General features: G+C 69.0%; 24 protein-coding genes. 15 read left to right on the plus strand and 9 right to left on the minus strand.

All coding sequences use genetic code 11. The features are described from left to right. The first annotated feature begins 90 nt into the window (after nt 1–90). A complete protein-coding gene (locus CBM2586_RS00845; RefSeq protein WP_115686625.1) occupies nt 91–582 on the plus strand; it encodes a copper chaperone PCu(A)C in 492 nt (163 codons plus the stop codon). Between the two features lie 20 nt (nt 583–602). Here the strand turns inward: CBM2586_RS00845 and CBM2586_RS00850 are convergent, their stop codons facing one another. Continuing rightward, nucleotides 603–1,538: a LysR family transcriptional regulator gene (locus tag CBM2586_RS00850; protein WP_115686626.1), complete on the minus strand. Its 936-nt coding sequence runs from the start codon at nt 1,536–1,538 to the stop codon at nt 603–605. A 93-nt stretch (nt 1,539–1,631) separates the two neighbouring features. Here CBM2586_RS00850 and CBM2586_RS00855 point away from each other — a divergent pair, with 93 nt between their 5' ends. Further along, on the plus strand, nt 1,632–2,186 hold the full coding sequence (locus CBM2586_RS00855; protein WP_115686627.1) for a DMT family transporter: 555 nt from the start codon (nt 1,632–1,634) through the stop codon (nt 2,184–2,186). Here CBM2586_RS00855 and CBM2586_RS00860 read toward each other — a convergent pair. Beyond that, nucleotides 2,135–2,389: a cysteine-rich CWC family protein gene (locus tag CBM2586_RS00860; protein WP_115686628.1), complete on the minus strand. Its 255-nt coding sequence runs from the start codon at nt 2,387–2,389 to the stop codon at nt 2,135–2,137. The two genes, CBM2586_RS00855 and CBM2586_RS00860, sit on opposite strands and share 52 nt — an antisense overlap. 373 nt (nt 2,390–2,762) lie before the next feature. Here CBM2586_RS00860 and argB point away from each other — a divergent pair, with 373 nt between their 5' ends. The 5 genes from argB (at nt 2,763) to metW (ending at nt 7,436) form a co-directional block, all read left to right on the plus strand. After that, nucleotides 2,763–3,680, plus strand: coding sequence for an acetylglutamate kinase (argB, locus tag CBM2586_RS00865; RefSeq protein WP_039008462.1), 918 nt, complete (start codon nt 2,763–2,765; stop codon nt 3,678–3,680). A 71-nt stretch (nt 3,681–3,751) separates the two neighbouring features. Beyond that, the gene (locus CBM2586_RS00870) at nt 3,752–4,711 is read left to right on the plus strand and encodes a pyrimidine 5'-nucleotidase (protein WP_115686629.1); all 960 of its coding nucleotides are present in this window, start codon (nt 3,752–3,754) and stop codon (nt 4,709–4,711) included. After that, nucleotides 4,708–5,370: a nucleoid occlusion factor SlmA gene (slmA, locus tag CBM2586_RS00875; RefSeq protein WP_115686630.1), complete on the plus strand. Its 663-nt coding sequence runs from the start codon at nt 4,708–4,710 to the stop codon at nt 5,368–5,370. The genes CBM2586_RS00870 and slmA overlap by 4 nt, the downstream gene beginning before the upstream one ends. A 276-nt stretch (nt 5,371–5,646) precedes the next feature. Beyond that, complete coding sequence (gene metX / locus CBM2586_RS00880; protein WP_115663282.1) at nt 5,647–6,828, plus strand: homoserine O-succinyltransferase MetX; 1,182 nt, start codon at nt 5,647–5,649, stop codon at nt 6,826–6,828. Continuing rightward, entirely contained in the window at nt 6,825–7,436 is a 612-nt protein-coding gene (metW, locus tag CBM2586_RS00885) for a methionine biosynthesis protein MetW (RefSeq protein ID WP_013955295.1), read from the plus strand. Before metX ends, metW begins: the two co-directional genes overlap by 4 nt. 31 nt (nt 7,437–7,467) lie before the next feature. Here metW and CBM2586_RS00890 read toward each other — a convergent pair whose 3' ends face one another. Continuing rightward, nucleotides 7,468–7,896, minus strand: coding sequence for a VOC family protein (locus CBM2586_RS00890; RefSeq protein ID WP_115663281.1), 429 nt, complete (start codon nt 7,894–7,896; stop codon nt 7,468–7,470). A 61-nt stretch (nt 7,897–7,957) separates the two neighbouring features. Between CBM2586_RS00890 and CBM2586_RS00895 the strand changes: the two genes are divergently transcribed. Then, nucleotides 7,958–8,554 carry a TetR/AcrR family transcriptional regulator gene (locus CBM2586_RS00895; RefSeq protein WP_115663280.1) on the plus strand — a complete coding sequence of 199 codons (597 nt, stop codon included), beginning with the start codon at nt 7,958–7,960 and terminating at the stop codon, nt 8,552–8,554. A 10-nt stretch (nt 8,555–8,564) separates the two neighbouring features. Here the strand turns inward: CBM2586_RS00895 and CBM2586_RS00900 are convergent, their stop codons facing one another. Beyond that, complete coding sequence (locus tag CBM2586_RS00900; RefSeq protein WP_115663279.1) at nt 8,565–9,479, minus strand: LysR family transcriptional regulator; 915 nt, start codon at nt 9,477–9,479, stop codon at nt 8,565–8,567. Nucleotides 9,480–9,590: 111 nt separating this feature from the next. On the opposite strand from CBM2586_RS00900, the gene CBM2586_RS00905 reads away from it, so the two are divergent. Continuing rightward, complete coding sequence (locus CBM2586_RS00905; protein WP_115686631.1) at nt 9,591–10,478, plus strand: DMT family transporter; 888 nt, start codon at nt 9,591–9,593, stop codon at nt 10,476–10,478. 116 nt (nt 10,479–10,594) lie between these two features. Further along, on the plus strand, nt 10,595–11,443 hold the full coding sequence (locus tag CBM2586_RS00910) for an acyl-CoA thioesterase (RefSeq protein WP_115686632.1): 849 nt from the start codon (nt 10,595–10,597) through the stop codon (nt 11,441–11,443). 9 nt (nt 11,444–11,452) lie between these two features. Here the strand turns inward: CBM2586_RS00910 and CBM2586_RS00915 are convergent, their stop codons facing one another. Further along, nucleotides 11,453–12,712 carry a muropeptide transporter gene (locus tag CBM2586_RS00915; RefSeq protein WP_115663276.1) on the minus strand — a complete coding sequence of 420 codons (1,260 nt, stop codon included), beginning with the start codon at nt 12,710–12,712 and terminating at the stop codon, nt 11,453–11,455. Nucleotides 12,713–12,811: 99 nt separating this feature from the next. On the opposite strand from CBM2586_RS00915, the gene CBM2586_RS00920 reads away from it, so the two are divergent. Beyond that, complete coding sequence (locus CBM2586_RS00920) at nt 12,812–13,780, plus strand: M48 family metallopeptidase (RefSeq protein ID WP_115663275.1); 969 nt, start codon at nt 12,812–12,814, stop codon at nt 13,778–13,780. 94 nt (nt 13,781–13,874) lie between these two features. Further along, entirely contained in the window at nt 13,875–15,962 is a 2,088-nt protein-coding gene (locus CBM2586_RS00925) for a S8 family peptidase (RefSeq protein WP_115686633.1), read from the plus strand. A 69-nt stretch (nt 15,963–16,031) separates the two neighbouring features. Here CBM2586_RS00925 and argC read toward each other — a convergent pair whose 3' ends face one another. Beyond that, nucleotides 16,032–16,979, minus strand: a complete 948-nt coding sequence (gene argC / locus CBM2586_RS00930) for an N-acetyl-gamma-glutamyl-phosphate reductase (RefSeq protein WP_115663273.1) — start codon at nt 16,977–16,979, stop codon at nt 16,032–16,034. Nucleotides 16,980–17,199: 220 nt separating this feature from the next. Here argC and CBM2586_RS00935 point away from each other — a divergent pair, with 220 nt between their 5' ends. Next, nucleotides 17,200–17,529 (plus strand): type II TA system antitoxin MqsA family protein, encoded by a 330-nt coding sequence (locus tag CBM2586_RS00935; protein ID WP_240987881.1) that lies wholly within the window; start codon nt 17,200–17,202, stop codon nt 17,527–17,529. 8 nt (nt 17,530–17,537) lie between these two features. Here CBM2586_RS00935 and CBM2586_RS00940 read toward each other — a convergent pair whose 3' ends face one another. Next, nucleotides 17,538–18,314 carry an exodeoxyribonuclease III gene (locus CBM2586_RS00940; protein ID WP_115663271.1) on the minus strand — a complete coding sequence of 259 codons (777 nt, stop codon included), beginning with the start codon at nt 18,312–18,314 and terminating at the stop codon, nt 17,538–17,540. A gap of 27 nt (nt 18,315–18,341) precedes the next feature. Here CBM2586_RS00940 and pyrE point away from each other — a divergent pair, with 27 nt between their 5' ends. Together pyrE and CBM2586_RS00950 are read left to right on the plus strand one after the other, a co-directional pair. After that, a complete protein-coding gene (pyrE, locus tag CBM2586_RS00945; RefSeq protein ID WP_115686635.1) occupies nt 18,342–19,046 on the plus strand; it encodes an orotate phosphoribosyltransferase in 705 nt (234 codons plus the stop codon). A 90-nt stretch (nt 19,047–19,136) separates the two neighbouring features. Continuing rightward, complete coding sequence (locus CBM2586_RS00950; protein WP_115686636.1) at nt 19,137–20,444, plus strand: patatin-like phospholipase family protein; 1,308 nt, start codon at nt 19,137–19,139, stop codon at nt 20,442–20,444. Between the two features lie 18 nt (nt 20,445–20,462). Here the strand turns inward: CBM2586_RS00950 and CBM2586_RS00955 are convergent, their stop codons facing one another. Then, complete coding sequence (locus CBM2586_RS00955) at nt 20,463–21,272, minus strand: polyphosphate kinase 2 family protein (RefSeq protein WP_115663268.1); 810 nt, start codon at nt 21,270–21,272, stop codon at nt 20,463–20,465. 99 nt (nt 21,273–21,371) lie between these two features. Further along, the gene (dapF, locus tag CBM2586_RS00960) at nt 21,372–22,238 is read right to left on the minus strand and encodes a diaminopimelate epimerase (protein ID WP_115686637.1); all 867 of its coding nucleotides are present in this window, start codon (nt 22,236–22,238) and stop codon (nt 21,372–21,374) included. Nucleotides 22,239–22,255 lie beyond the last annotated feature (17 nt).

Genomic DNA, 22,255 nt, shown 5'->3' on the forward strand with positions numbered 1-22,255 from the left:
GTTGTCGATCGCGCGTGCCGGGCGGCCACGGCGGGCTCAGGCATGGGCGGTCCCCGCATGGTCTAATGTCTGCTTTCAGGAGAGCCTTTGATGCAAGCCAAGTTCCGTCCGGCCACGCTGGCCGCTTCCTTCGCCCTGGCCGCCACGCTGGCCTCGGGTGCCGCGCTGGCCCAGGTCGATGTCAGCAACGCCTGGGTGCGCGGCACGGTGCCGACCCAGACCGCTTCCGGCGCTTTCATGGTGCTGCACGCGCACCAGGACGCGAAGCTGGTCGGCGTGTCGTCGCCGGTGGCGTCTGCCGAGCTGCACGAGATGAAGATGGAAGGCAACGTGATGCGCATGCGCCCGCTCAAGTCGCTGGACCTGCCCAAGATGCAGAACGTCGAACTGAAGCCGGGCGGCTACCACGTGATGCTGATGGACCTGAAGGGCCAGCTCAAGCCCGGCGATACCGTGCCCATCACGCTGAAGATCGAGCAGGGCGGCAAGGTGGTCGAGCAGAAGGTCACGGCCGAAGTGCGCAGCATGGTGCCGGCTGCCGCCAGCGGCGGCCACGCCGGCCACGGCGACCACAAGCACTGACGATCGCCGGCGCCGCGGCGTCAGCCGCGCAGGCTGATAGGCTCGTCCGCTGCGGGGCTCGACGCCGCCGCCAGCACCCGCTCGCGCAACCAGGCGTGGGCGGGATCGGCCTCGGTGCGCTGGTGCCAGATCATGCTGAAGGTAAAGTCGTCCAGCGCGAACGGCGGCGCGAACACGGCGTAGCGCGGGTCGTCCTCGAGCGCGGCCAGGCTGCGCCGCGCCGTGGTCAGCACCAGGTTGGTCCCGGCGATCAGCGCCGGCGCCACGCTCCAGTGCGGCACCACGCAGGCGATCTTGCGCCGTCCCCCCAGCTTTGCCACGGCGGTGTCGATGGCATCCATGCGTTCGCTGTGGGTGGCCACCAGCACGTGCGAGCGCGCCAGGTAGGCCACCTGGTCGAGCCGGCCGGTATCGCGCACGGTGGCGGCATCGACCGCGCAGGCATAGCTTTCGCGGAACAGCTCGGCGGATTGCACGCCTTCGGGCTGGTGGCTGAACACCCCCAGCGCCATGTCGATCTCGCCGTCGGCCACTTGCGCGGTCATGCCTTCGCGGCTGGCCTGCGACACCACCAGGTCGATATTGGGCGCGGCCTTGCGCACCGCGCGCAGCAGCCGCGGCAGCACTACCAGCGCGCCGTAGTCGGACATCGCCAGCCGGAAGCTGCGCCGCGCGGTGACCGGCTGGAAGCCGCTCGGCCCCAGCAGGATACGCACCTGCGCCAGCGCCTCGGCGAGCGGGCCCGACAGCTCGTGCGCGCGCGCGCTCAGCACCAGCCCGCCCTTGCCGCGCACCAGGATCGGGTCGTCCAGCAGCTGCCGCAGCCGCCCGAGCGCATGGCTGACCGCCGGCTGGCTCAGGTGCAGCCGCAGTGCGGCGCGGGAGATGTGGCGCTCCGCCAGCAGCGCTTCCAGCACCACCAGCAGGTTGAGGTCGATTCCGCGTAGGCTATTCATTCGGCGAATATTAAACGTACGAAAGCAGAATTGGAAATTCGCAAAGCGATATTTCAAACTGCTGGCATCGCATCTTGCCCGATGGAGCGCCCCATGTCAGGCATCCAGCAGTCTTTTTCGATCCCGGCCTCGCTGTGGCTGCCGCTTGGCACCGCCGTGCTGGCCGGTGCCGCGATCCCGTTCCAGGCCGGGGCCAACGCCACGCTCGGGCGCATGCTCGGCCACCCGCTCTCGGCCACGCTGGTGTCGCTGCTGGTCAGCCTGGTGGCGCTGCTGCCGGTGCTGTGGCTGATGCGGGTGCCGCTGCCGTCGCCGGCGGCGCTGGCGCAGGCGCCGGCCTGGCTCTGGAGTGGCGGGGTGCTGGGGGTGTTCTATATCTCGGCCGCGCTGATCATGGCGCCCCGGCTGGGCGCCGCCGGCTTTATTGCCGCGGTGGTCGCCGGCCAGGTGCTGGCGGCACTGCTGGTGGACCAGTTCGGCCTGGCCGGGTTTGCGGTGCGCGCGCTGACGCCGGCGCGGCTGGCCGGCGCCGCGCTGATCGTCGCCGGCATGCTGGCGCTGCAATGGGACCGCGGTGCGGCGACCGCTCCGGCGCGTCAGCCGGCCGCCGGATCGGGTACGGAACCGGGGGTGGCGTCCGGCGCCTGATCGGCCTCGTGCCGGGCAGCCAGGCAGACCGGGCACAGGCAGCGCTGGCCCGGCACGATCTGCCGCGCCGGCAGCAGCGGCTGGCTGGCGCACCAGCACGCCGGCAGCCCGGCCACGTAGCCGCAGACAAAGCCGGCGCCGCAGCGGATGCAATGTTCGACCGGGCGCAACTGGCCGGTCAGCACCGCGCTGGCATCGCTCATGGCCGCCTCCGCGGGCGTGTCTGGAGGGAACGGTGTCGGTCAGGCGAGCGGCGCATGGCAGCGGACATGATGGAAGCAATTCGGGAACACTGTGCCGCGGCGCCAGCCCAATGGCTGATGGAGGCCGGCCTGGACCGTGGCTGCGCTTGTTGCATCGACGGAACGCGCCGGTGCCCCGCAGGCCGCTTGCAGCCGGTTCGCCGCGCCCCATTCGGCCGGCGCGCTTTCGCGCCGCGCGGTTTCTTGTAAAATCGGCGCCTGCCGTGGCCGGATGGCGCACTTTCGGGCGATCCCCGGGGGCGATCCGTCGGGCTTCCCCCCGGGGACGCGGCGGCTTAGCCATCATACCTGTTGATTCTCACGGATGTCCCCCATGAACGCCGACAACCCTGGGCCTGCCGCGACCGCGGTGGCCGCCATCGCTCCCGCACTGAAAGCCGAGATCCTCGCCGAGGCGCTGCCGTATATCCGCAAGTTCCACGGCAAGACCATCGTGGTCAAGTACGGCGGCAATGCCATGACCGAAGAGAAGCTCAAGCACGGCTTCGCGCGCGACGTGATCCTGCTCAAGCTGGTCGGCATGAACCCGGTGGTGGTGCACGGCGGCGGTCCGCAGATCGACGAGGCGCTGAAGAAGGTCGGCAAGGTCGGCACCTTCGTGCAGGGCATGCGCGTCACCGACGAAGAGACCATGGAAGTGGTCGAGTGGGTGCTGGGCGGTGAAGTCCAGCAGGACATCGTGATGCTGATCAACCAGTACGGCGGCCAGGCCGTCGGCCTGACCGGCAAGGACGGCGGCCTGATCCGCGCCAAGCGCCTGCAGATGCCCGACCGCGAGAACCCCGGCGCGTTCATCGACATCGGCTATGTCGGCGACATCGAGGCGATCAACCCGGCGGTGGTCAAGGCGCTGCAGGACGACGCCTTCATCCCGGTGATCTCGCCGATCGGCTTCTCCGACGATGGCCAGGCCTACAACATCAACGCCGACGTGGTCGCCGGCAAGATGGCCGAGATCCTCAAGGCCGAGAAGCTGGTGATGATGACCAACATCCCGGGCGTGATGGACAAGAAGGGCAACCTGCTGACCGACCTGTCCGCGCGCGAGATCGAGGAGCTGTTCGCCGACGGCACCATCTCGGGCGGCATGCTGCCGAAGATTTCGTCGGCGCTGGACGCGGCCAAGAGCGGCGTGCATTCGGTGCACATCATCGACGGCCGCATCGAGCATTCGCTGCTGCTGGAAATCCTGACCGAGCAGGCCTTCGGCACCATGATCCGCTCGCACTGAGCGGAGCCCCGGAGCGGCGCCGGCCCCGGCCGGCCGCTCCGGCATATCCCACCACCTCCGAGCTGCCCGGCGTGCCTTCCAGTCTTCCCTCATCGCGCCGTGTCCGCGCTCGCCTCTGCCGCCGCCCCGCGGGCAACACCTCGGGCGGCACGGTCTGGCTGTTCGATCTCGACAACACGCTGCACGACGCCTCGCACGCAATCTTCCCGGCGATCAACCGGCTCATGACCGCCTACGTGGCGCGCGTGCTCGGCTGCGACGAGGCCACCGCCAGCCGCGTGCGCGTGGACTACTGGCAGCGCTACGGCGCCACGCTGCTCGGCATGATCCGCCACCACGGCGTCGACCCGGCGGACTTCCTGCGCGCCGCGCATGAATTCCCGGCACTGGCCGAGATGGTGCGGGTGCGGCGCGGCCTGGCCGCGCACCTGCGGCGCCTGCCCGGGCGCAAGATCCTGGTCACCAATGCGCCGCAGGACTATGCGCGCGAGGTGCTGCGGATCGCGGGCATCCGCCATTGCTTCGAGCGCGTGGTGGCGATCGAGCAGATGTGGGTGCATGGCCATCTGCGGCCCAAGCCTGACCGCCGCATGCTGCGCCGGCTGCTGGCGCAGGCGCGCATCGCGCCGCATCGCGCGGTGCTGGTCGAAGACACCGTGTCGCACTTGAAGCGCTACGCCGGCACCGGCATCCGCACCGCGTGGGTGACGGGCTACCTGCGCACGGTCGCGCCGTCGCGCCCGCACGCGGTGCCCGCCGCGCCCGCCGCGCCCGCCGCCGCACACGACGACGGCAGCCGGCGCGACGCCGCGGTGCGCTCGACGCTGCAGGCCGAGGACCGCCGCCACGCCGGCCACGCCGTGCAGGAGCGCTCGGTCACGCTGGTGGCCGCCGAGGCCCAGGCACCGCAGGCCCAGCCCGGCAACGTGCCGCGCGTGCGCGCCCGCGTGCCGAACCGGCCGGCCTATGTGGACATAAAAGTACAATCGATGCATCAACTCCAACGACGAATGCGGAGAACCGGGTCATGACGCAAAGCAACGGGCGCGAACCAGAGGCGGTCATCGCGGGCAGCGAGCAGGACGCCGACCAGCAGCCGGCGGCGCCGGCGCGCAAGCGCCCGCGCCCCGGCGAGCGGCGCGTGCAGATCCTGCAGACGCTGGCGACCATGCTGGAGCACCCGCGCGGGGAGAAGATCACCACCGCGGCACTGGCCGCGCGCCTGAGCGTGTCCGAGGCCGCGCTGTACCGGCATTTCGCCAGCAAGGCGCAGATGTACGAGGGCCTGATCGGCTTTATCGAGCAGACCGTGTTCGGCCTGATCAACCAGATCACCGGCAAGGAAGAGCACGGCCTGCGCCAGGCGCACGCGATCGTGCGCATGCTGCTGTCGTTCGCCGAAAAGAACCCGGGCATGACCCGCGTGCTGACCGGCGAGGCCCTGGTGGGCGAGCACGAACGGCTGCAGGAGCGCATCAACCAGGTGGTGGATCGCATCGAGGCCTCGCTGCGCCAGTGCCTGAAGGTCGCGGTGACCCAGGCCGCGTTCCCGGCGGATGCCGATATTCCCGCGCGCGCCGCGCTGATCATGGCGGCGGTGCAGGGCCAGTGGCACCGCTATGCCAAGAGCGGGTTCCGCAAGTCGCCGTCGGACCATGCCGAGGCGCATCTGCGCGTGCTGCTGGCCTGAATGCAACCTGCCGGGCCGATTGCTCTATAATTGCCCGGTCGCGCCGATTTGATGACTGGCTTGCGGGCGCGCGGCGGCCACGGAACAGGTTCCGGGGGCTTGCCACTATAAATGCGGCTAAAGAGGTTGGGTCGGCGCCCCATGCCACCACGGCAGTGGATGGCGCCGGCACGCGGAATCCCGCAAGGAATCCAGCGAATCCCGACTTGGCTGCGACGCTTGATACGCAAATGCCGGTCGGGTTTTTTTATGCCCGTTCGCCACGGGCCGGATTCCATGACTGATGTCGCCCTGCCGACCGCCGCGCCTGCCGCGCTCGACCTGCCGCCCGATTCGGTCGGCGTGGTCGCGCCGCAGCGCATGCACTTTGCCGAGCCGCTGAAGCTGCGCAACGGCTCGTCCATCGCCGGCTACGACCTGATGGTCGAGACCTACGGCACGCTCAACGCGGACCGCTCCAACGCGGTGCTGGTCTGCCACGCGCTGAACGCCTCGCACCATGTCGCCGGCGTCTATGCCGACGCCCCGCGCGACGTGGGCTGGTGGGACAACATGGTCGGTCCCGGCAAGCCGCTCGATACCAACCGCTTCTTCGTCATCGGCATCAACAACCTGGGCTCGTGCTTCGGCTCGACCGGGCCGATGAGCCTGAACCCGGCCACCGGCGCGCCCTATGGCGCGGCCTTCCCGGTGGTTACAGTGGAGGACTGGGTCAATGCGCAGGCGCGCGTGGCCGACGCGTTCGGCATCACGCAGTTTGCCGCGGTGATGGGCGGCAGCCTGGGTGGCATGCAGGCGGTGGCCTGGAGCCTGATGTACCCGGAGCGCCTGCGCCACTGCATCGTGATCGCCTCCACGCCCAAGCTGTCGGCACAGAACATCGCCTTCAACGAAGTCGCGCGCAGCGCGATCCTGTCGGACCCGGACTTCCACGGCGGCAACTACTACGCGCACGGCGTCAAGCCCAAGCGCGGGCTGCGCGTGGCACGCATGATCGGCCATATCACCTACCTGTCGGACGAGGACATGGCCGAGAAATTCGGCCGCGAGCTCAAGAGCGAGGACATCCGCTTTTCGTTCGACGTCGAGTTCCAGGTGGAAAGCTACCTGCGCTACCAGGGCGACAAGTTCGCCGAGTACTTCGACGCCAACACCTACCTGCTGATCACGCGCGCGCTCGACTACTTCGATCCCGCGCTGGCCCACGGCGGCGACCTGACGCGGGCGATGGCGCAGACCAAGGCCAGCTTCCTGGTAGCCAGCTTCGGCACCGACTGGCGCTTCGCCCCGAGCCGCAGCCGCGAGCTGGTCAAGGCGCTGCTGGACAACAAGCGCCCGGTCTCGTACGCCGAGATCGACGCGCCGCACGGCCACGATGCCTTCCTGCTCGACGACCCGCGCTATCACAACCTGATGCGCGCCTATTACGACCGCATCGCCCAGGAGATCGGCGCATGAATGCCCTGGCCAATCCCAATATCCTGGCGCTGCGCCCCGACTTCCGCGCGATCGCGCGCTGGATCGAGCCCAATTCCACCGTGCTCGACCTCGGCTGCGGCGACGGCAGCCTGCTGCGCGTGCTGCAGGACGAACTGGACGTGCAGGCTTACGGCATCGAGATCCGCGACGAAGGCGTGCTGGCCTGCGCGCAGAAGGGCGTGCACGTGATCCAGCAGAACCTGGAAGGCGGGCTGGCGCTGTTCGAGGACAAGAGCTTCGACACGGTGATCCTGTCGCAGACGCTGCAGACCATCCACAACACCGCGCAGGTGCTGCGCGACACGCTGCGGGTGGGGCGCGAGTGCATCGTCTCGTTCCCCAACTTCGGCTACTGGCCGCACCGGCTATCGGTGTTCCGCGGCCGCATGCCGGTGTCGGAATCGCTGCCTTACCAGTGGTACAACACCCCCAACGTGCGCGTGCTGACCATCAGCGACTTCGAGGCCCTGGCGCCCAAGGTCGGCCTGCGCGTGATCGACCGCGTCGTGATGCACGAGGGCGTGACCGTCAACTGGGGCGGCAACTGGCGCGGCAGCCTGGCGGTGTACCGGGTCTGCGCGGCCTGAGCCGGGGGAGCGGGTTGAGCGGGTTGAGCGCCTAGCCCGGCCGCGCGCCGGCCTGGTACTGCGCGGCGAACTCCGCCGACGGCGGAATCGGCTTGATGATGTCGATCAGCACGCCGTTGGGATCGGCGGTAATGAAATGCCGCTGGCCGAAGGCCTCGTCGCGCAGCGCCTGCAGGATCGGCAGCCCGGCCGCGCGCAGGCGCTCATGGACGGCATCCGGGTCTTCCACCTCGAAGTTCAGCAGCAATCCCTGCGCGCGCTGGCCGCGCGCCGGCGCGGGAATGGTCTCGTGGCTGCCGTCGAGCAAGGCAAGGTTGACCGAGGGGTCGTCCGCCAGTTGCAGGTGCACGTACCAGTCGCTGGCAAACAGGGCCGTGAAGCCGAAATGCTGCTGATAGAACGCGGCCGTCCCGGCCACGTCGTCCGTCATGACGACCGGGTAATAGCTGGTGACTTTCATGGGGCTCCCGATATGAGATACATGCAGCCTGTATGTAAATCGATATTAAGATACAGGCTGCATGTTTGCAAGGAACCCCAGCGTGGCCCGCACCAACCGTGAACGTACCGAAGCCACGCGCCAGGCGCTGGCGGAAGCCGCGCGCGCGCTGTTCGTCAGCCGCGGCTACGCCGAGACCTCGACGCCTGACGTCTGTGCCGTCGCCGGCATCACGCGCGGCGCGCTGTACCACCACTTCGCCGACAAGCGCGACCTGTTCCGCTACGTGCTGGCGGCGGAAGCCGCGGCCGTCGCCGCCGACATCGAAGCCGCCACGCCGCCCGGGCAAGCTCCTGCCGCGGCGTTGCTCGGCGGCGCGCAAGCCTATCTGCAGGCGATGACGGTGCCCGGACGCACCCGCCTGCTGCTGGTGGAGGGGCCGGCGGTGCTGGGATTGCGCGAGATGCTGGCGCTGGACGAGGCCAACGCGGCCCGCACCCTGCGCCAGGGGCTCGCGGAGGCGGGGGTGGACGCAAAAGGCGTGGCGCCGCTGCTGTCGGCGGCGTTCGACCGCGCCGCGCTGGAGATCGAGGCCGGCGCCGATGCCGGCAGCGTGCGCGAGGCGATGCTGTGGCTGCTGCGCCGGGTGCTGGGGCAGGCCGGACTGGCTTCGGCGTAGCAAGGCAGCTTCAACGCGGCGCCTCGCCGGCGCTCGCTGCCAGGTGGTCGACAAAGGCCCGTACCTTGGGCGGCACATGCCGGGTCGGCGTGTACACCGCGTACGCCGTGCCGATGTAGGGCTCCAGGATGTCCCAGTCGCCCAGCACGGTGACGACCCGCCCACGCTCCAGTGCATCGCCCAGCGAGAAATCCGGCACCAGCCCGATGCCGGCATCGCGCTCGACCATGCTCATGATCGCCAGGCTGTTGTTCAGCGTCAGGCGCGGTGGGATGCGGACCTCCACCTTGTCGCCGCCGGCGTGGTGGCGCAGGGTCCAGCGCTCACCGAAATTGCCGTAGCCGAGGTACAGGCAGCGCGCGGCCGTCAGGTCGGCCGGCGTTGCCGGCGCGCCATGGCGGTCCAGATAGCCGGGCGAGGCCACCAGCCGGTAGCGCACCTCGCGCAGCGGCCGCGCCGCCAGGCCCGGTGCAAGTTCGCGCGCGATGCGCACGGCCACGTCCAGGCCCTCTTCGACTAGGTCGACCATGCGGTCGGCCAGCGTCAGCTGCAGGTCCAGCCCCGGGTATTTCGCCAGCAACGGCGGCAGCCGCGGCGCCAGCCAGGCTTGCCCGAACGACACCGGCGCGCTCACCCGCAACACGCCGTGCGGTGCGCCGCCGTGTTCGCCGGCGAGCGCGGTGACCTCGCGCGCGGCCGCGGTCATGCGCGCGCAGGCGGCGTAGACCGACTGGCCCGGTTCGGTCAGCGCGAACGCGCGCGTGGTCCGCTGCAGCAGGGTCGCGCCGAGGCGGGCCTCGAGCCGGGAGACATGGCGGCTGACCGCCGAGGGGGTCATGCCGAGGTCTTGCGCGGCGGCCGAGAAGCTGCCGCACTCGACCACGCGCGCAAACACCGCCATTGCATTGAGCGGCGCATCGAGCATGCTGGATCTCCTGTCTTTGACTTGTAGTCAAATAGTAATTGAGTCGTGGCTCCATTGTTGATCTGTGGGATGGGTGGAACAATGCGGCCATTGGCTAAACCGGAGTTCCTCATGTCTTCGCAACAACCCCGGCCGGGCGGGTCCTGGCGCATGGTCGCCGCCATGGTGCTGTCGGGCACCATCGGCTGGTTCGTGGTGACCAGCGGCCAGCCGCCTCTGGATGTGGTGTTTTTCCGCTGCCTGTTCGGTGGCGCCGCGCTGCTGGGCGTGCTGACCCTGCAGCGCGGCTGGGTGCGGATGTCGCGCGCCCAGGCCGGCTGGCTGGCGCTGGGTGGCGTTACGCTGGTGCTCAACTGGCTGGCGCTGTTCTCGGCGTACGCGTTCAGCGGCATCGCCATTGCCACGGTGGTCTCCCACACCCAGCCGTTCTTCCTGCTGCTGCTGACCTCGGTGCTGCAGCGCGAGCCGTTCCCGTTCGCGCGGCTGCCATGGCTGGTGCTGGCCTTTGCCGGCGTCATGCTCATCACCGGGGTGGAACACGGCGCCGGGGGCACGTCGATGGTCGCCGGCATCGGCCTGGGCCTGCTGGCGGCACTGCTGTATGCCGTGACGACGCTGGCCACGCGGCGGCTGCAGGCGCTCCCGCCGGGCCAGATCGCCGGGCTGCAGATGGTGCTGGGCGTGCTGATGCTGGCGCCGCTGGCGCACCCGGCGGCGGGCAGCTATGGCAGCGGCACCTGGGCGGCGCTGCTGGCGCTCGGGCTGGTGCATACCGGCGTGATGTACACGCTGCTGTACGGCGCCTTCCAGCGGCTGTCGGTGGTGTCGATCGCCACGCTGTCATTCATCTACCCGCTGGTGGCGATCGTCATCGACGTGATGGTGTTCGGCGTGGTGCTGGGGCCGCTGCAGGTGGCCGGCATGGCGCTGGTGCTGCTCGGCGTGGTCGCCAACCAGCTCGGCTGGGCGCTGCCGTTGCGGCGGCGGGCGCAAGGGTAAGGCGCAGACTGGTTGCGCGGACGGACGGCCGCGCTTGACCGGAATGCTGACTACGGTTAGTGTAGGCAGATAAACGAACGATCGTTCTATTCCACCGAGACCTGCCTGCTTCCGCCATGTCCACTGCGCCCCTGATCCACGCCGCCGCTGCCGCCAGCGAGCTCCATCCCTTCGACGACGCGCTGGCGCTGGTGCCGGCCGGCGAACACCGTTTCCAGGGCCGCACCACGCCGGCGTACTGGAACATGATCGGCCCGTTCGGCGGCATCACGGCGGCGACGCTGCTGCAGGCGGCGCTGAACCATCCGCAGCGCCTGGGCGAGCCGGTCTCGCTGACCGTCAATTTTGCCGGCCCGATCGCCGAAGGCCCGTTCGAGATCGAGGCGCGCCCGGTCCGCACCAACCGCTCGACCCAGCACTGGATCCTGGAACTGCGCCAGGGCGATGCCGTCGCCACCACCGCCACCGCGATGTTTGCGCTGCGGCGCGAAACCTGGGCCTGCGGCGAAGCGGCGATGCCCGAGGTGCCGGCCGCCGACGCGCTGCCGACGCTGGGCGGGTTTGCGCCGGTGCGCTGGCTCAAGGCCTATGACATGCGGCCGGTGCGCGGCGCCAAGCCGACCGCCGAGCCCGGCACCGAGCATCCGGACAGCCTGACCCAGTTCTGGCTGCGCGATGCGCCGGCGCGCACGCCGGACTTTGCCGCGGTGGCGGCGTGGGCGGACAGCTTCTACCCGCGCATCTTCCTCAAGCGCGCGGGCTTCGTGCCGGCCGGCACGGTGTCGATGACCACGTACTTCCACGCCGACGCGGTCACGCTGGCGGCGCTGGGCGACAGCCATGTGCTGGCCAGCGCGCAGGCGCAGGTGTTCCGCCAGGGCTTCTTCGACCAGCGCGCGCAGCTGTGGAGCGCCGCGGGCGAGCTGATCGCCAGCTCGCACCAGATCGTGTACTACAAGGAATAGGCCGGCCGCTCAGGCCACCGCTTCGCGCGCCTGGGCCTCGTAGCGGTGCACGGTGTGGCGCATCGCCCAGAGCAGCATCACGCCGGGCAGCGCCACCGCCACGGTGCCGAGATAGAACGGCGCCCAGCCCCAGGCCTCCACCATATAGCCCGAGGTGGGCCCCACGTAGACCCGGCCCACCGACGCCAGCGCCGACAGCAGCGCGTACTGCGTGGCCGAGAACGAGCGGTTGCACAGCGTCATCAGCAGCGCGACGAAGGCCGCCGTCCCCATGCCGCCGCACAGGTTCTCGACCGCGATGGTCGCGCCCATGGTCCACAGGTGCGGCGGCGTCACCGCCAGGATCCAGTAGCCCAGGTTCGACACCGCCTGCAGCACGCCGAACAGCATCAGCGAGCGGTACAGGCCCAGCCGCACCATCAGCGTGCCGCCGAACAGCGCGCCCAGGATGGTCGCGGCCAGCCCCAGGGTCTTGTTGACGATGCCGACCTCGCCCGCCGAAAAGCCGGCGCCGCGGATCAGGAAGGTGGTCGACAGGCTGCCGGCAAAGGCGTCGCCGAGCTTGTACAGCACGATCAGCAGCAGCAGCCACCAGGCCCCGGGGCGCGCGAAGAAGTCGCGCAGCGGGCCCACCACCGCCTCTTCCAGCGAGCGCGGCGCGCGCGCGGGCACGTCCGGCTCCGGCGCCCACATCAAGGTCAGCATGCCCACGCCCATCAGCGCCGCCATCAGCAGGTAGGTCTGCTGCCAGCCCAGCACGCGGTCCGCCAGCCACAGCGCCAGGCCGCCCGAGACCAGCATCGCCAGCCGGTAGCCCAGCACCTTGACCGCGGCGCCGGCGCCCCGCTCGGCCGGGCGCAGCACGTCGGTGCTATAGGCGTCGAAGACGATATCCTGCGAGGCCGACAGGAACGCCACCAGCGTGGCCAGCGCCGCCAGCATCCACAGCGCCTGCTGCGGCGGGCAGAACGCCATGCCGGCAATGCCCAGCACCAGCCCGGCCTGGGTCAGCAGCAGCCAGCCGCGCCGGCGCCCCATCAGCGGCGGGGTGTAGCGGTCCATCAGCGGCGCCCACAGGAACTTGAAGATATAGGCTTGGCCCACCAGCGAGAAAAAGCCGATGGTCTTGATGTCCAGCCCTTCGACCGTCATCCATGCCTGCAGCGTGCCGGAGGTCAGCGCCAGCGGCAGGCCCGAGGCAAAGCCCAGCATCAGCATGGCGCCGATGCGGCGGTTGCGGAAGATATCGAGATAGGTCTGGAAATTCATGGATGGGGCAGCCGTGTGCCGCCCGGGCGGCTGCGCGGGCGCCGTGTATTATTGCATCACCTGTTTGCCCGCTCTCCGATCGCGCCCAAGGAATCGCCCATGCTTCGCCGCCTGCAAGGTGTTCAGCGTCCCTCCCGACTGCGGCTGGCCCGCGCGCTGGCGCTGGCCGCGGTCGCGCTGCCGCTCGGCTGGAGCGTGCCGGCACCGGCGCAGCCGCAGGACGGCAGTGCCGGCGGCATCCGCGTGAACCCGGGCGGCTCGGCGGTGCGCAACATCGTGCCGGCCGAGGTGATCGAGCAGCAGGCGGTGCAGGAGTACGAGCAGCTCAAGCAGGAGGCGATCGCCAAGCGCGCCCTGGCGCCCGACAACCACCCGCAGCTGGTGCGCCTGCGCGCCATCGGCAAGCGGCTGCTGCCGCAGACCGCGCGCTGGAACGAGCGCGCGCGGCAATGGCAGTGGGAGATCAACCTGATCGGCTCGAAGCAGGTCAACGCGTTCTGCATGCCGGGCGGCAAGATCGCGGTCTACACCGGGCTGCTCGACCAGCTCAAGCTGACCGACGACGAAGTCGCCATGGTGATGGGGCACGAGATCGCGCATGCGCTGCAGGAGCATGCGCGCGAGCGCGCCGCCAAGTCCGAGATCACCAACCTCGGGGCCAACGTGATCTCGCAGCTGTTCGGCTTCGGCAACCTCGGCAATATGGCGCTGGGCACCGGCGCCCACCTGCTGACGCTGCGCTTCTCGCGCTCGGACGAGTCCGAGGCCGACCTGATCGGCATGGATGTGGCCGCACGCGCCGGCTACGATCCGCGCGCGGCGGTGTCGCTGTGGCAGAAGATGGGCAAGGTCTCGCAGTCCGGCGCCGAGTTCCTGTCGACCCATCCGTCCGGGCGCAGCCGCATCGCCGACCTGGAAAAGCACATGCCTGAGGTGCTGCCGCTGTATGCGCGCGCGATCCACACCACGGTAGACAAGCTGCCGCCCTACCGCCCCAATATGGCGGGGCTGGGCGATGCGCCGGTGGATGCCGGCGACGAGGACCGGCAAAAGCCGCTGAAGCGCTGAACGGCGCCGCGGCCGTCCGCGCCGCATTCAGGATAGCGTCGCGAGGGCCTGAAGCTGGCGCCCGGGACAATGCGACAACCGCAGGGGGACCCGCATGAGCCTGAACCGCATGAGCCCGTCGGAGCGGCGGGCCGCGTATATGCTGATCTTCGCCGGCTGCGAGGCCGAGCCCGACCGCTTCACCAGCGACCTGCCGGTCAGCTCCGAAGTCTGGCTGCTGTATGCCTCCGGCGAATCGTTCGAGGTGCCGCGCGGCCTGCTGCTCACGCCGCACCATGACGCCGGCATTGCCGCGCTGCGCACCGCGGTGCTGCGGCGCCTGCCGGCGCTGGCCGCACCGGCAGCGGAGCAGGCCGGCCAGCGCTTTGTTGCCGCCAATGAATCGCACCTGCTGGCGCAGATCGACTTCTTCGACATGCTGCGCCTGCTGCCGCTGACCCCTTGGTGGCAGCGAGAGGTGCGCGCGCCGATGGCCGGCATCAAATGGACGCCCGCCGCGCGCAGGGCGCTGGCGCTGAGCCTGACCGGCGATGCGCTGGTGCGCTGGCTGGGCGAGTCGGTGCTGGCCCATGTCGGCAGCGAGGCGGCGCTGGCGCGCTTCAAGGATATCGGCTATACCGCGGCGCGCACACGCTTCGGCGGCCTTGCCACGCCGGCCGGGCAGGCGCTGGGGCGGCTGGTCAATGTCGCCGCGCAGTACGTCGCGCTGACGCTGCTGGGCCTGCGCGACGACAGCTTCCCGCCCGGTGCCCTGGCGCGGCGGGTCACGCAGGCCAGCCGCCAGGTGCTGGAGGCGCTGTGGGACTGCCTGCGGGAGGATCGTGCGGCGGCCACCGTGCCAGGCGGGCGAGTGGCTGCGGGAATGGCCGCCGGCGAGATCGCCGATGCCGCCGATGCCGCCGCCATCGCGCCGCTGTGGCGCATCTCGGTCAACCGGCCGGCCGAGCACGCCGTGTTCGCCTCGCGCAAGACCGTCAAGGCCGATGCGGCCATCCGCGTGTTCGACACCGGCGGGCAGGGCGTGCGCTGGGCGGTGATCGATTCCGGCATCGATGCGCGCCATCCGGCCTTCTTCGATCCGCTAAAGCTGGACGGGCCGCTCCCCGTGCGCGACGGGTTGATCGCGCCGCGTCTGTCGCGCGTAGTCAGGACGCTGGATTTCACGCGCCTGTCGGCGATCACCAGCGGCCGCCTGCCACCCATGCCCAAGGGCAAGCGCGGTCCCGGCGAGGCTGAGCTGCGGCAGCGTGTCGCCGCGATCGCCGAGGACCTGGCGCATGGCCGCATCATCGACTGGTCGGTGATCGAGCCGCTGCTCGAAATCAGCCACGATGACCCGGCGCAGTATGTGGCGCCCGGCGGCAGCCATGGCACGCACGTGGCGGGCATCATCGGCGCCGGCTGGCCATCGGCGGCCTACCTGGCGCGACCGGACCCCATGCCGCTGCCGCCGGAACTGGCAGAAGCGGGCGATGTCAGCGGCATCTGCCCGCGCATCGAACTGCTGGACCTGCGCATTTTCGACGCGCAGGGCCGGGGCGACGAGTTTGGCATCCTGGGCGCGCTGCAGTACGTGCGCTGGCTCAACCAGAGCCGCGACCGGCAGTCGGTGCATGGCATCAACCTGAGCGTGGCGCTGCGCCATGACGTGCGCAGCTACGCCTGCGGCAGCACGCCGGTGTGCGTCGAGTGCGACCGCCTGGTCGCCAGCGGCGTGATCGTGGTGGCGGCGGCGGGCAACTACGGCTACGACGAGGCCTTCGCCGCCGAACACATGGGCGCGGGCTTCCGCGGCCAGACCATCACCGATCCCGGCAATGCGCGCGCCGTGATCACGGTGGGTGCGACCCATCGCACCGATCCCTACCGCTTCGGCATTTCCTACTTTTCCAGCCACGGCCCCACCGGCGATGGCCGCATCAAGCCCGACCTGGTCGCGCCGGGGGAGAAGATCACCTCGACCGTGCCCGGCGGCACGCTGGCGTCGATGGATGGCACCAGCATGGCGGCGCCTCATGTGTCCGGGGTCGCGGCGCTGCTGCTGTCGCGCAACAATGAGCTGATGGGCCAGCCCGAGACCGTCAAGACCATCCTGTGCGCCGCGGCCACCGACCTGGGGCGGGAGCGCGCCTTCCAGGGGGCCGGGCTGGTCGACGCGCTGCGCGCGCTGCAGCGCGTGTAAGCCGCGGCCGCGACGCGCAACAAAAAAGCCGGCAGTGCCGGCTTTTTCGATGTGCGGGAACGACAGGACTCAGGCGCGCAGTCCGCTGGCCTCGTCGGCACCCACATGCACGTTCATGCATTGCACGGCGGCGCCGGCCGCGCCCTTGCCCAGGTTGTCCAGGCGCGCCACCAGGTTCAGGCGCTCGGCGTTGCCGAACACGAACAGGTCGACGCGGTTGGTGTCGTTGTTGGCCTGGACATCGAAGAAACCGCCGTCGAGGTTGTCAGCGCTGTTGTACGGCATTACGCGCACGAACTGCTCGCCTTCATAGTGCTGGCGATAGATCTCGACGATCTGCTCCGGGCTGACCTTGCGCGCCAGGCGCTCGGCGAACATCGGCACCGTCACCGCCAGGCCCTTCAGGAAATTGCCGACGATGGGGTTGAAGATCGGCGCCTGCGCCAGGCCGGCCTGCACGCGCATTTCCGGCAGATGCTTGTGCTCCAGGCCCAGCGCGTAAGGACGCGGGCTGTTCAGCTTCGGATTACCGCCGGCCTCGAACTCGGCAATCATCGACTTGCCGCCGCCGCTGTAGCCGGTCAGCGAGAACGCCGACAGCGGGTAATCGGCCGGCAGCACGCCGGCATCCACCAGCGGGCGCACCGCCAGCACGAAGGCGCTGGCGTGGCAGCCCGGCACCGCGATGCGCTTGCTGGCGCGGATCTTGTCGCGCTGGCCGCGCGCCAGTTCGGGCAGGCCGTAGGCCCAGTTGTCGGCGGTGCGGAACGCGGTGCTGGCGTCGATCACGCAGGTGTTGGGGTTGGTCACCAGCGATACCGCCTCGCGCGAGGCCACGTCGGGCAGGCACAGGAAGGCGACGTCGGCGGCGTTCAGGAAGCGTGCTCGTTCGGCCGGGTCCTTGCGCTTGTCTTCGGCAATGCGCAGCAGTTCCACGTCGGAACGACCGGAGAGATAGTCAAGCAGCCGGAGACCGGTGGTGCCTTCCTGACCATCGACGAACACTTTGAAAACCATGGCTGACTCGCTCTTTGAAATGCGGGAAATGCGAAACCTCTCCTGCCAGGCGCAGGGGCGAACCCGCATTGTAGCGGGGATGGGGGCCTGTCGCAGGGGTTTGTACCGATTGGAGTCCCGCGCTTTGGCACAGTTCGCGGCTTGCGGGATTTAACCTGCTAGGTTAGTTTTCACGGAGAAAGGGACGGCGCATTACCCGCTGTGGCGGATCCGCGAGCTAGTGGCCACCGTGATTGAGCAGGTGCGCGGCGAATTCTGCTCGGCGTGTGGACAATACCTGACTGACTTCGAGAAGAGTGACCGCGTAATGAAGCGGATGAACGCATTCAACCGAGAGGTCAACGCGGCATTCGTCGATCCGGCCTATATCGTCAGCGTGCGCAAGAAACTGCGCCTGGACCAGCGCGAGGCAGGAGAGATATTTGGCGGTGGCGTCAACAGCTTCTCCCGCTACGAAACCGGCAAGACCAAACCTCCGCTGGCCCTCATCAAACTTCTGAAGCTGCTCGACCATCACCCGGAGCTCCTCGCGGAAGTCCGGGCGGCTTGAGCTCCCGCTCAGAGCGGAAAGTTGTAATCGATCGACAGCGGCGCGTGGTCGCTGAATTTCTCGTCCTTGTAGATCGAGCACAGCTGCGCGGTGTCTGCGATCTTCGGCGTGGCCAGGTGGTAATCGATCCGCCACCCCACGTTCTTGGCATAGGCCTGGCCGCGGTTGCTCCACCAGGTGTACTGTTCGGGGCGCGGGTCCAGCTTGCGGAACACGTCGACATAGCCGTGCACGTCGAACAGCTCGCCGATCCAGGCGCGTTCCTCGGGCAGGAAGCCGGAGTTCTTCAGGTTGCCCTTCCAGTTCTTGATGTCGATTTCCTTGTGCGCGATGTTGACGTCGCCGCACAGCACGATCTCGCGCCCGCTGGCCTTCAGCTGCAGCAGGTGCGGCAGGAACGCTTCCATGAAGCGGAACTTGGCCAGCTGGCGTTCCTCGCCGCTAGAGCCGGAAGGCACGTACACCGAAATCACCGCCAGGTGCGGATACTGCACTTCGACATAGCGGCCCTCGCTGTCGAATTCGGCATTGCCGAAGCCGGTGACGACCCGCTCGGGCTTGTGACGCGTGTAGAGCCCGACGCCGCTGTAGCCCTTCTTTTCGGCGTAATGGAAAAAGCCGTGGTAGCCGTGTGGCGCCAGGAACGCTTCCGTCATGTCGGCGGCCTGCGCCTTCAGTTCCTGCACGCAGACCATGTCTGCGTCCTGCTTGCCCATCCAGTCGAAAAAACCCTTCTTCGACGCGGAGCGGATGCCGTTGAGGTTGGCGCTGATAATCCGTAACATTCGGGGAAATTTTGAATTCAGAGAGAAATGATGACGCAGCAGAATCCGGCCGCCCTCAGTGCAGATAACGCGGGCAAAGACCTCAGCCAGACCTTTATCCGCTTTGCGCTCGACGCGGGCGTGCTGTCGTTCGGCGAGTTCGTGACCAAGGCCGGCCGCAAGTCGCCTTACTTCTTCAATGCTGGCCTGTTCAACCAGGGCGGCATGCTGGGCCAGGTGGCGCAATTCTATGCGAAAACCCTGCTGGCCTCGGGCGTGCAGTTCGACGTGCTGTTCGGGCCGGCGTACAAGGGCATCACCCTGGCCTCGGCGACCGCGGTGGCGCTGGCCGGCATGGGACGTGATGTCGGCTTCGCGTACAACCGCAAGGAAGCCAAGGACCACGGCGAAGGCGGCACGCTGGTCGGGGCGAAGCTGCAGGGCAAGGTGGTGATCGTCGACGACGTGATCTCCGCCGGCACCTCGGTGCGCGAATCGGTGAACCTGATCCGCGCGGCCGGTGCCGAGCCCGCCGCGGTGCTGATCGCGCTGGACCGCATGGAAAAGAGCGGCACCGCCGAGCAGGTCGGCACCCATTCGGCGGTGCAGGACGTGCAGCGCGAATTCGGCATCCCGGTGATCGCCATCGCCAGCCTCAAGGACCTGCTGGCCTATCTCGACGCCTCGCAGGATCCGGCGCTGAGCGCCTCGCGCGAGGCCGTGGCGGCCTATCGTCAGCGCTACGGCGTCTGAAACCGTTGAAGTGGCCGGGCGCTGTCAGCCAGCGCCCGGGGCGTGGCCGGTAGGCACACGGCTGACTTTCAGACCGGGAGGGAACGCGGCGTGGCGGCAAAGGAGCGGCAGGAAGGGGCAGTGCGGCAGGCGGCAGCGCCGTCCCCAACGGCGGAGTCCGCCGGCAACGGCGAGTCGCTGGCCGAGCGCGGCGCCCAGGTGCGCCCGCGCAAGCCGGTACGCAAGGCCGCCAAGGCCCCCGACCGGCCCGCGCACGAGGCCTATGCCGTGCGCGCCCTGGTGCTGCAGGGCGGCGGCGCGCTGGGCGCCTACCAGGCCGGCGTGTACCAGGGCCTGGCCGATGGCGGCATCTGTCCCAACTGGGTCGCCGGCATTTCGATCGGGGCGCTGAACGCCGCCATCATCGCCGGCAATCCGCCGCAGCGCAGGGTGGAGCAGTTGCGGGCGTTCTGGGAGCACATCTGCGCGCAGCCGTGGCTGCCGAGCCTGTCCTACACCTGGTTTGCCGATGAAGCGGCAAGCTGGCCCGAGCCGATGCGGATCTGGTTCGACGGCCTGCACGCGGCGCGCGCCATGCTGGAGGGTCAGCGCGGCTTCTTCCAGCCGCGCAGCTGGCCGGCGCTGATGTCGCGCTACTCGGACCCGACCCATGCCAGCTTCTACGACACCAAGCCGCTGAAGGCCACGCTGGAGCGCTTTGCCGACTTCGACCTGATCAACCATCGTCCCGACCTGATGCGGGTCTCGGTGGGCGCGGTCAATGTGCGCACCGGCAACTTCGCCTACTTCGACAATACCCGCGACAAGCTCTGCGCCGAGCATTTCATGGCCTCGGGCGCGTTGCCGCCCGGGTTTCCGGCGGTGGAAATCGATGGCGAGTATTACTGGGACGGCGGGCTGGTCTCGAACACGCCGCTGGCCGAGGTGCTGACCGCGCAGCCGCGGCGCGACGCGCTGATCTTCCAGGTCGACCTGTGGAGCGCGCGCGGCAAGCTGCCGCACGACCTGATCGACGTCGCCGAGCGCCAGAAGGACATCCAGTATTCCAGCCGCACCCGGGCCATCACCGACTATATGCGCGAGCAGCAGAACCTGCGCCGCATGCTCAACGAGGTGATGGCGCTGGTGCCCCAGTCAAAGCGCGACAACGCCTGGTACCGCCGCGCGGCCGAGCAGTCGTGCGATGCGCGCCGCAACGTGATCCAGCTGATCTACCGCGACAAGTCGTTCGAGAACCTGGCCAAGGACTATCAGTTCGGCCCGCTGACCATGCACGAGCACTGGACCAGCGGGCTCGAGGATATCCGCCAGACGCTGCGCCATCCGCAATGGCTGGCCATGCCCAGCCGCGAGCAGCCCTTCGTCACGCACGACGTGCATCGCGGCAACGGGGGCTGAGCACGGCGGCGCGCGGGCTCAGTCGACCTTGACCGTGGCCAGTTCCGGACGCGCCGGCGGATAGGCCGGCTTCAGGTCCGCGAACACCTGGGTCATGATCTCCGCCACCATCAGGTTGCGGTGCGTCTTGGAATCGGCCGGGACCACGTACCAGGGGCACTCGGGTGTGCTGGTGGCCATGATGGCGGCCTCGTAGGCGTCCATGTAGGCCTTCCAGTGCTTGCGCTCGGCAAGATCCTGGGTATCGAATTTCCAGTGCTTCTCGGGGTCCGCCAGGCGCGCCTCGAGCCGCGACTTCTGCTCGTCGCGCGAAATATGCAGGAAGCACTTGATGATGGTAGTGCCGGTCTCGGTCAGCATCGACTCGAATTCGCGGATCTGGCGCAAGCGCCGTTGGCACTCGGCGGCGTCGATCCAGTCGTGCACGCGCGTGATCAGCACGTCTTCGTAGTGGCTGCGGTTGAAGACGACGATCTCGCCCGACTTCGGCACCTGCAGGTGGATGCGCCAGAGGAAATCGCGCGCCAGCTCCTCGGGCGACGGCGCCTTGAAACCCACCACGCGGATGCCCAGCGGATCGAAGCTGCGGAACACGCTGCGCACGGTGCCGTCCTTGCCGCTGGTGTCCATGCCCTGCAGCACCACCAGCAGCTTGCGGCGGTGCTCGGCATAGAAGATGTCCTGCTGCGCGTCGAGCGCGTTGCTCAGCTCGATGATGCGGGCCAGGTCTTCCTCTTTCTTGCCGCATGACAGCGGCTTGCTGCCCGGGTCGAAGTCGGCAAGGCGGAATTGCTTGCCCGAGGTGATGCGGAAATCGTCCAGCGGCATGGGCGCTCCATTCGCGATGATCTGCGGGATCAGGGAATCGGGCGCCCCGTGACTGCGCTGCAAGGCGGGATGGGGACAAGGGGCGCGCAGCCCCTATGGTCAGGCCGGCAGGGCCGCCAGGTCAATGCTGCCTTCGAACACCGTGGTGGCCGGGCCGGTCATGCGCACCGGTGCGGCGCCGCCGTCCCAGGCAATGGTCAACTCGCCGCCATGGGTGTGGACCCGCACCGGCGAGTCCAGCAGGCCGCGCCGGATGCCGGCCACCACCGCCGCGCAGGCGCCGGTGCCGCACGCCAGGGTCTCGCCGGCGCCGCGCTCGTAGACGCGCAGGCGGATGGCGTGGCGGTCCTCGACCTGCATGAAGCCGGCATTGACGCGGTTGGGGAAGGCCGGATGGTGTTCGATCACCGGGCCGTCCTGCAGCACCGGGAAGTTCTCGACGTCGTCCACCACCTGCACCGCATGCGGGTTGCCCATCGACACCGCCGAGATCCATTCGGTGCGGCCGTTGACCTCGAGGCCGTACAGCGTGTCGGCGCCTTCGGCATGCGTGGGCAGGCCCTGCGCGCGGAACGGCACGCGCGCCGGTTCCAACTCGGGCGCGCCCATGTCCACCGTGACCTGGCCATCGTCCTGCAGCGTCAGCGTGATCACGCCGTTCATCACCTCGACGCGCACCGAACGCTTGTCGGTCATGCCCTGTTCGGTGACGAAGCGCACGAAGCAGCGCGCGCCATTGCCGCAGTGCTCGACCTCGCTGCCATCGGCATTGACAATGCGGTAGCGGAAATCGACGTCCGGGCGCGTCGGCTTCTCGACGATCAGGATCTGGTCCGCGCCCACGCCGAAATGCCGGCTGGCGAGCGCGCGCCATTGCGCCGGGGTCAGGTCGATGTGCTGGTGGATGCCGTCGAGCACGACAAAGTCGTTGCCCGCGCCATGCATCTTGGTGAACTTGAGTTTCATGGTGGGGATTGTAGCGG

This window comes from Cupriavidus taiwanensis, from assembly GCF_900250115.1.
Classification (GTDB): Bacteria; Pseudomonadota; Gammaproteobacteria; order Burkholderiales; family Burkholderiaceae; genus Cupriavidus; species Cupriavidus taiwanensis_B.

Bases quoted from the DNA above. Each gene is read 5' to 3' on its own strand.
- CBM2586_RS00845 (WP_115686625.1), top strand. From the start codon at position 91: ATGCAAGCCAAGTTCCGTCCGGCCACGCTGGCCGCTTCCTTCGCCCTG.
- CBM2586_RS00850 (WP_115686626.1), bottom strand. From the start codon at position 1,538: ATGAATAGCCTACGCGGAATCGACCTCAACCTGCTGGTGGTGCTGGAA.
- CBM2586_RS00855 (WP_115686627.1), top strand. From the start codon at position 1,632: ATGTCAGGCATCCAGCAGTCTTTTTCGATCCCGGCCTCGCTGTGGCTG.
- CBM2586_RS00860 (WP_115686628.1), bottom strand. From the start codon at position 2,389: ATGAGCGATGCCAGCGCGGTGCTGACCGGCCAGTTGCGCCCGGTCGAA.
- argB (WP_039008462.1), top strand. From the start codon at position 2,763: ATGAACGCCGACAACCCTGGGCCTGCCGCGACCGCGGTGGCCGCCATC.
- slmA (WP_115686630.1), top strand. From the start codon at position 4,708: ATGACGCAAAGCAACGGGCGCGAACCAGAGGCGGTCATCGCGGGCAGC.
- metX (WP_115663282.1), top strand. From the start codon at position 5,647: ATGACTGATGTCGCCCTGCCGACCGCCGCGCCTGCCGCGCTCGACCTG.
- metW (WP_013955295.1), top strand. From the start codon at position 6,825: ATGAATGCCCTGGCCAATCCCAATATCCTGGCGCTGCGCCCCGACTTC.
- CBM2586_RS00890 (WP_115663281.1), bottom strand. From the start codon at position 7,896: ATGAAAGTCACCAGCTATTACCCGGTCGTCATGACGGACGACGTGGCC.
- CBM2586_RS00895 (WP_115663280.1), top strand. From the start codon at position 7,958: ATGTTTGCAAGGAACCCCAGCGTGGCCCGCACCAACCGTGAACGTACC.
- CBM2586_RS00900 (WP_115663279.1), bottom strand. From the start codon at position 9,479: ATGCTCGATGCGCCGCTCAATGCAATGGCGGTGTTTGCGCGCGTGGTC.
- CBM2586_RS00905 (WP_115686631.1), top strand. From the start codon at position 9,591: ATGTCTTCGCAACAACCCCGGCCGGGCGGGTCCTGGCGCATGGTCGCC.
- CBM2586_RS00910 (WP_115686632.1), top strand. From the start codon at position 10,595: ATGTCCACTGCGCCCCTGATCCACGCCGCCGCTGCCGCCAGCGAGCTC.
- CBM2586_RS00915 (WP_115663276.1), bottom strand. From the start codon at position 12,712: ATGAATTTCCAGACCTATCTCGATATCTTCCGCAACCGCCGCATCGGC.
- CBM2586_RS00920 (WP_115663275.1), top strand. From the start codon at position 12,812: ATGCTTCGCCGCCTGCAAGGTGTTCAGCGTCCCTCCCGACTGCGGCTG.
- CBM2586_RS00925 (WP_115686633.1), top strand. From the start codon at position 13,875: ATGAGCCTGAACCGCATGAGCCCGTCGGAGCGGCGGGCCGCGTATATG.
- argC (WP_115663273.1), bottom strand. From the start codon at position 16,979: ATGGTTTTCAAAGTGTTCGTCGATGGTCAGGAAGGCACCACCGGTCTC.
- CBM2586_RS00940 (WP_115663271.1), bottom strand. From the start codon at position 18,314: ATGTTACGGATTATCAGCGCCAACCTCAACGGCATCCGCTCCGCGTCG.
- pyrE (WP_115686635.1), top strand. From the start codon at position 18,342: ATGATGACGCAGCAGAATCCGGCCGCCCTCAGTGCAGATAACGCGGGC.
- CBM2586_RS00955 (WP_115663268.1), bottom strand. From the start codon at position 21,272: ATGCCGCTGGACGATTTCCGCATCACCTCGGGCAAGCAATTCCGCCTT.
- dapF (WP_115686637.1), bottom strand. From the start codon at position 22,238: ATGAAACTCAAGTTCACCAAGATGCATGGCGCGGGCAACGACTTTGTC.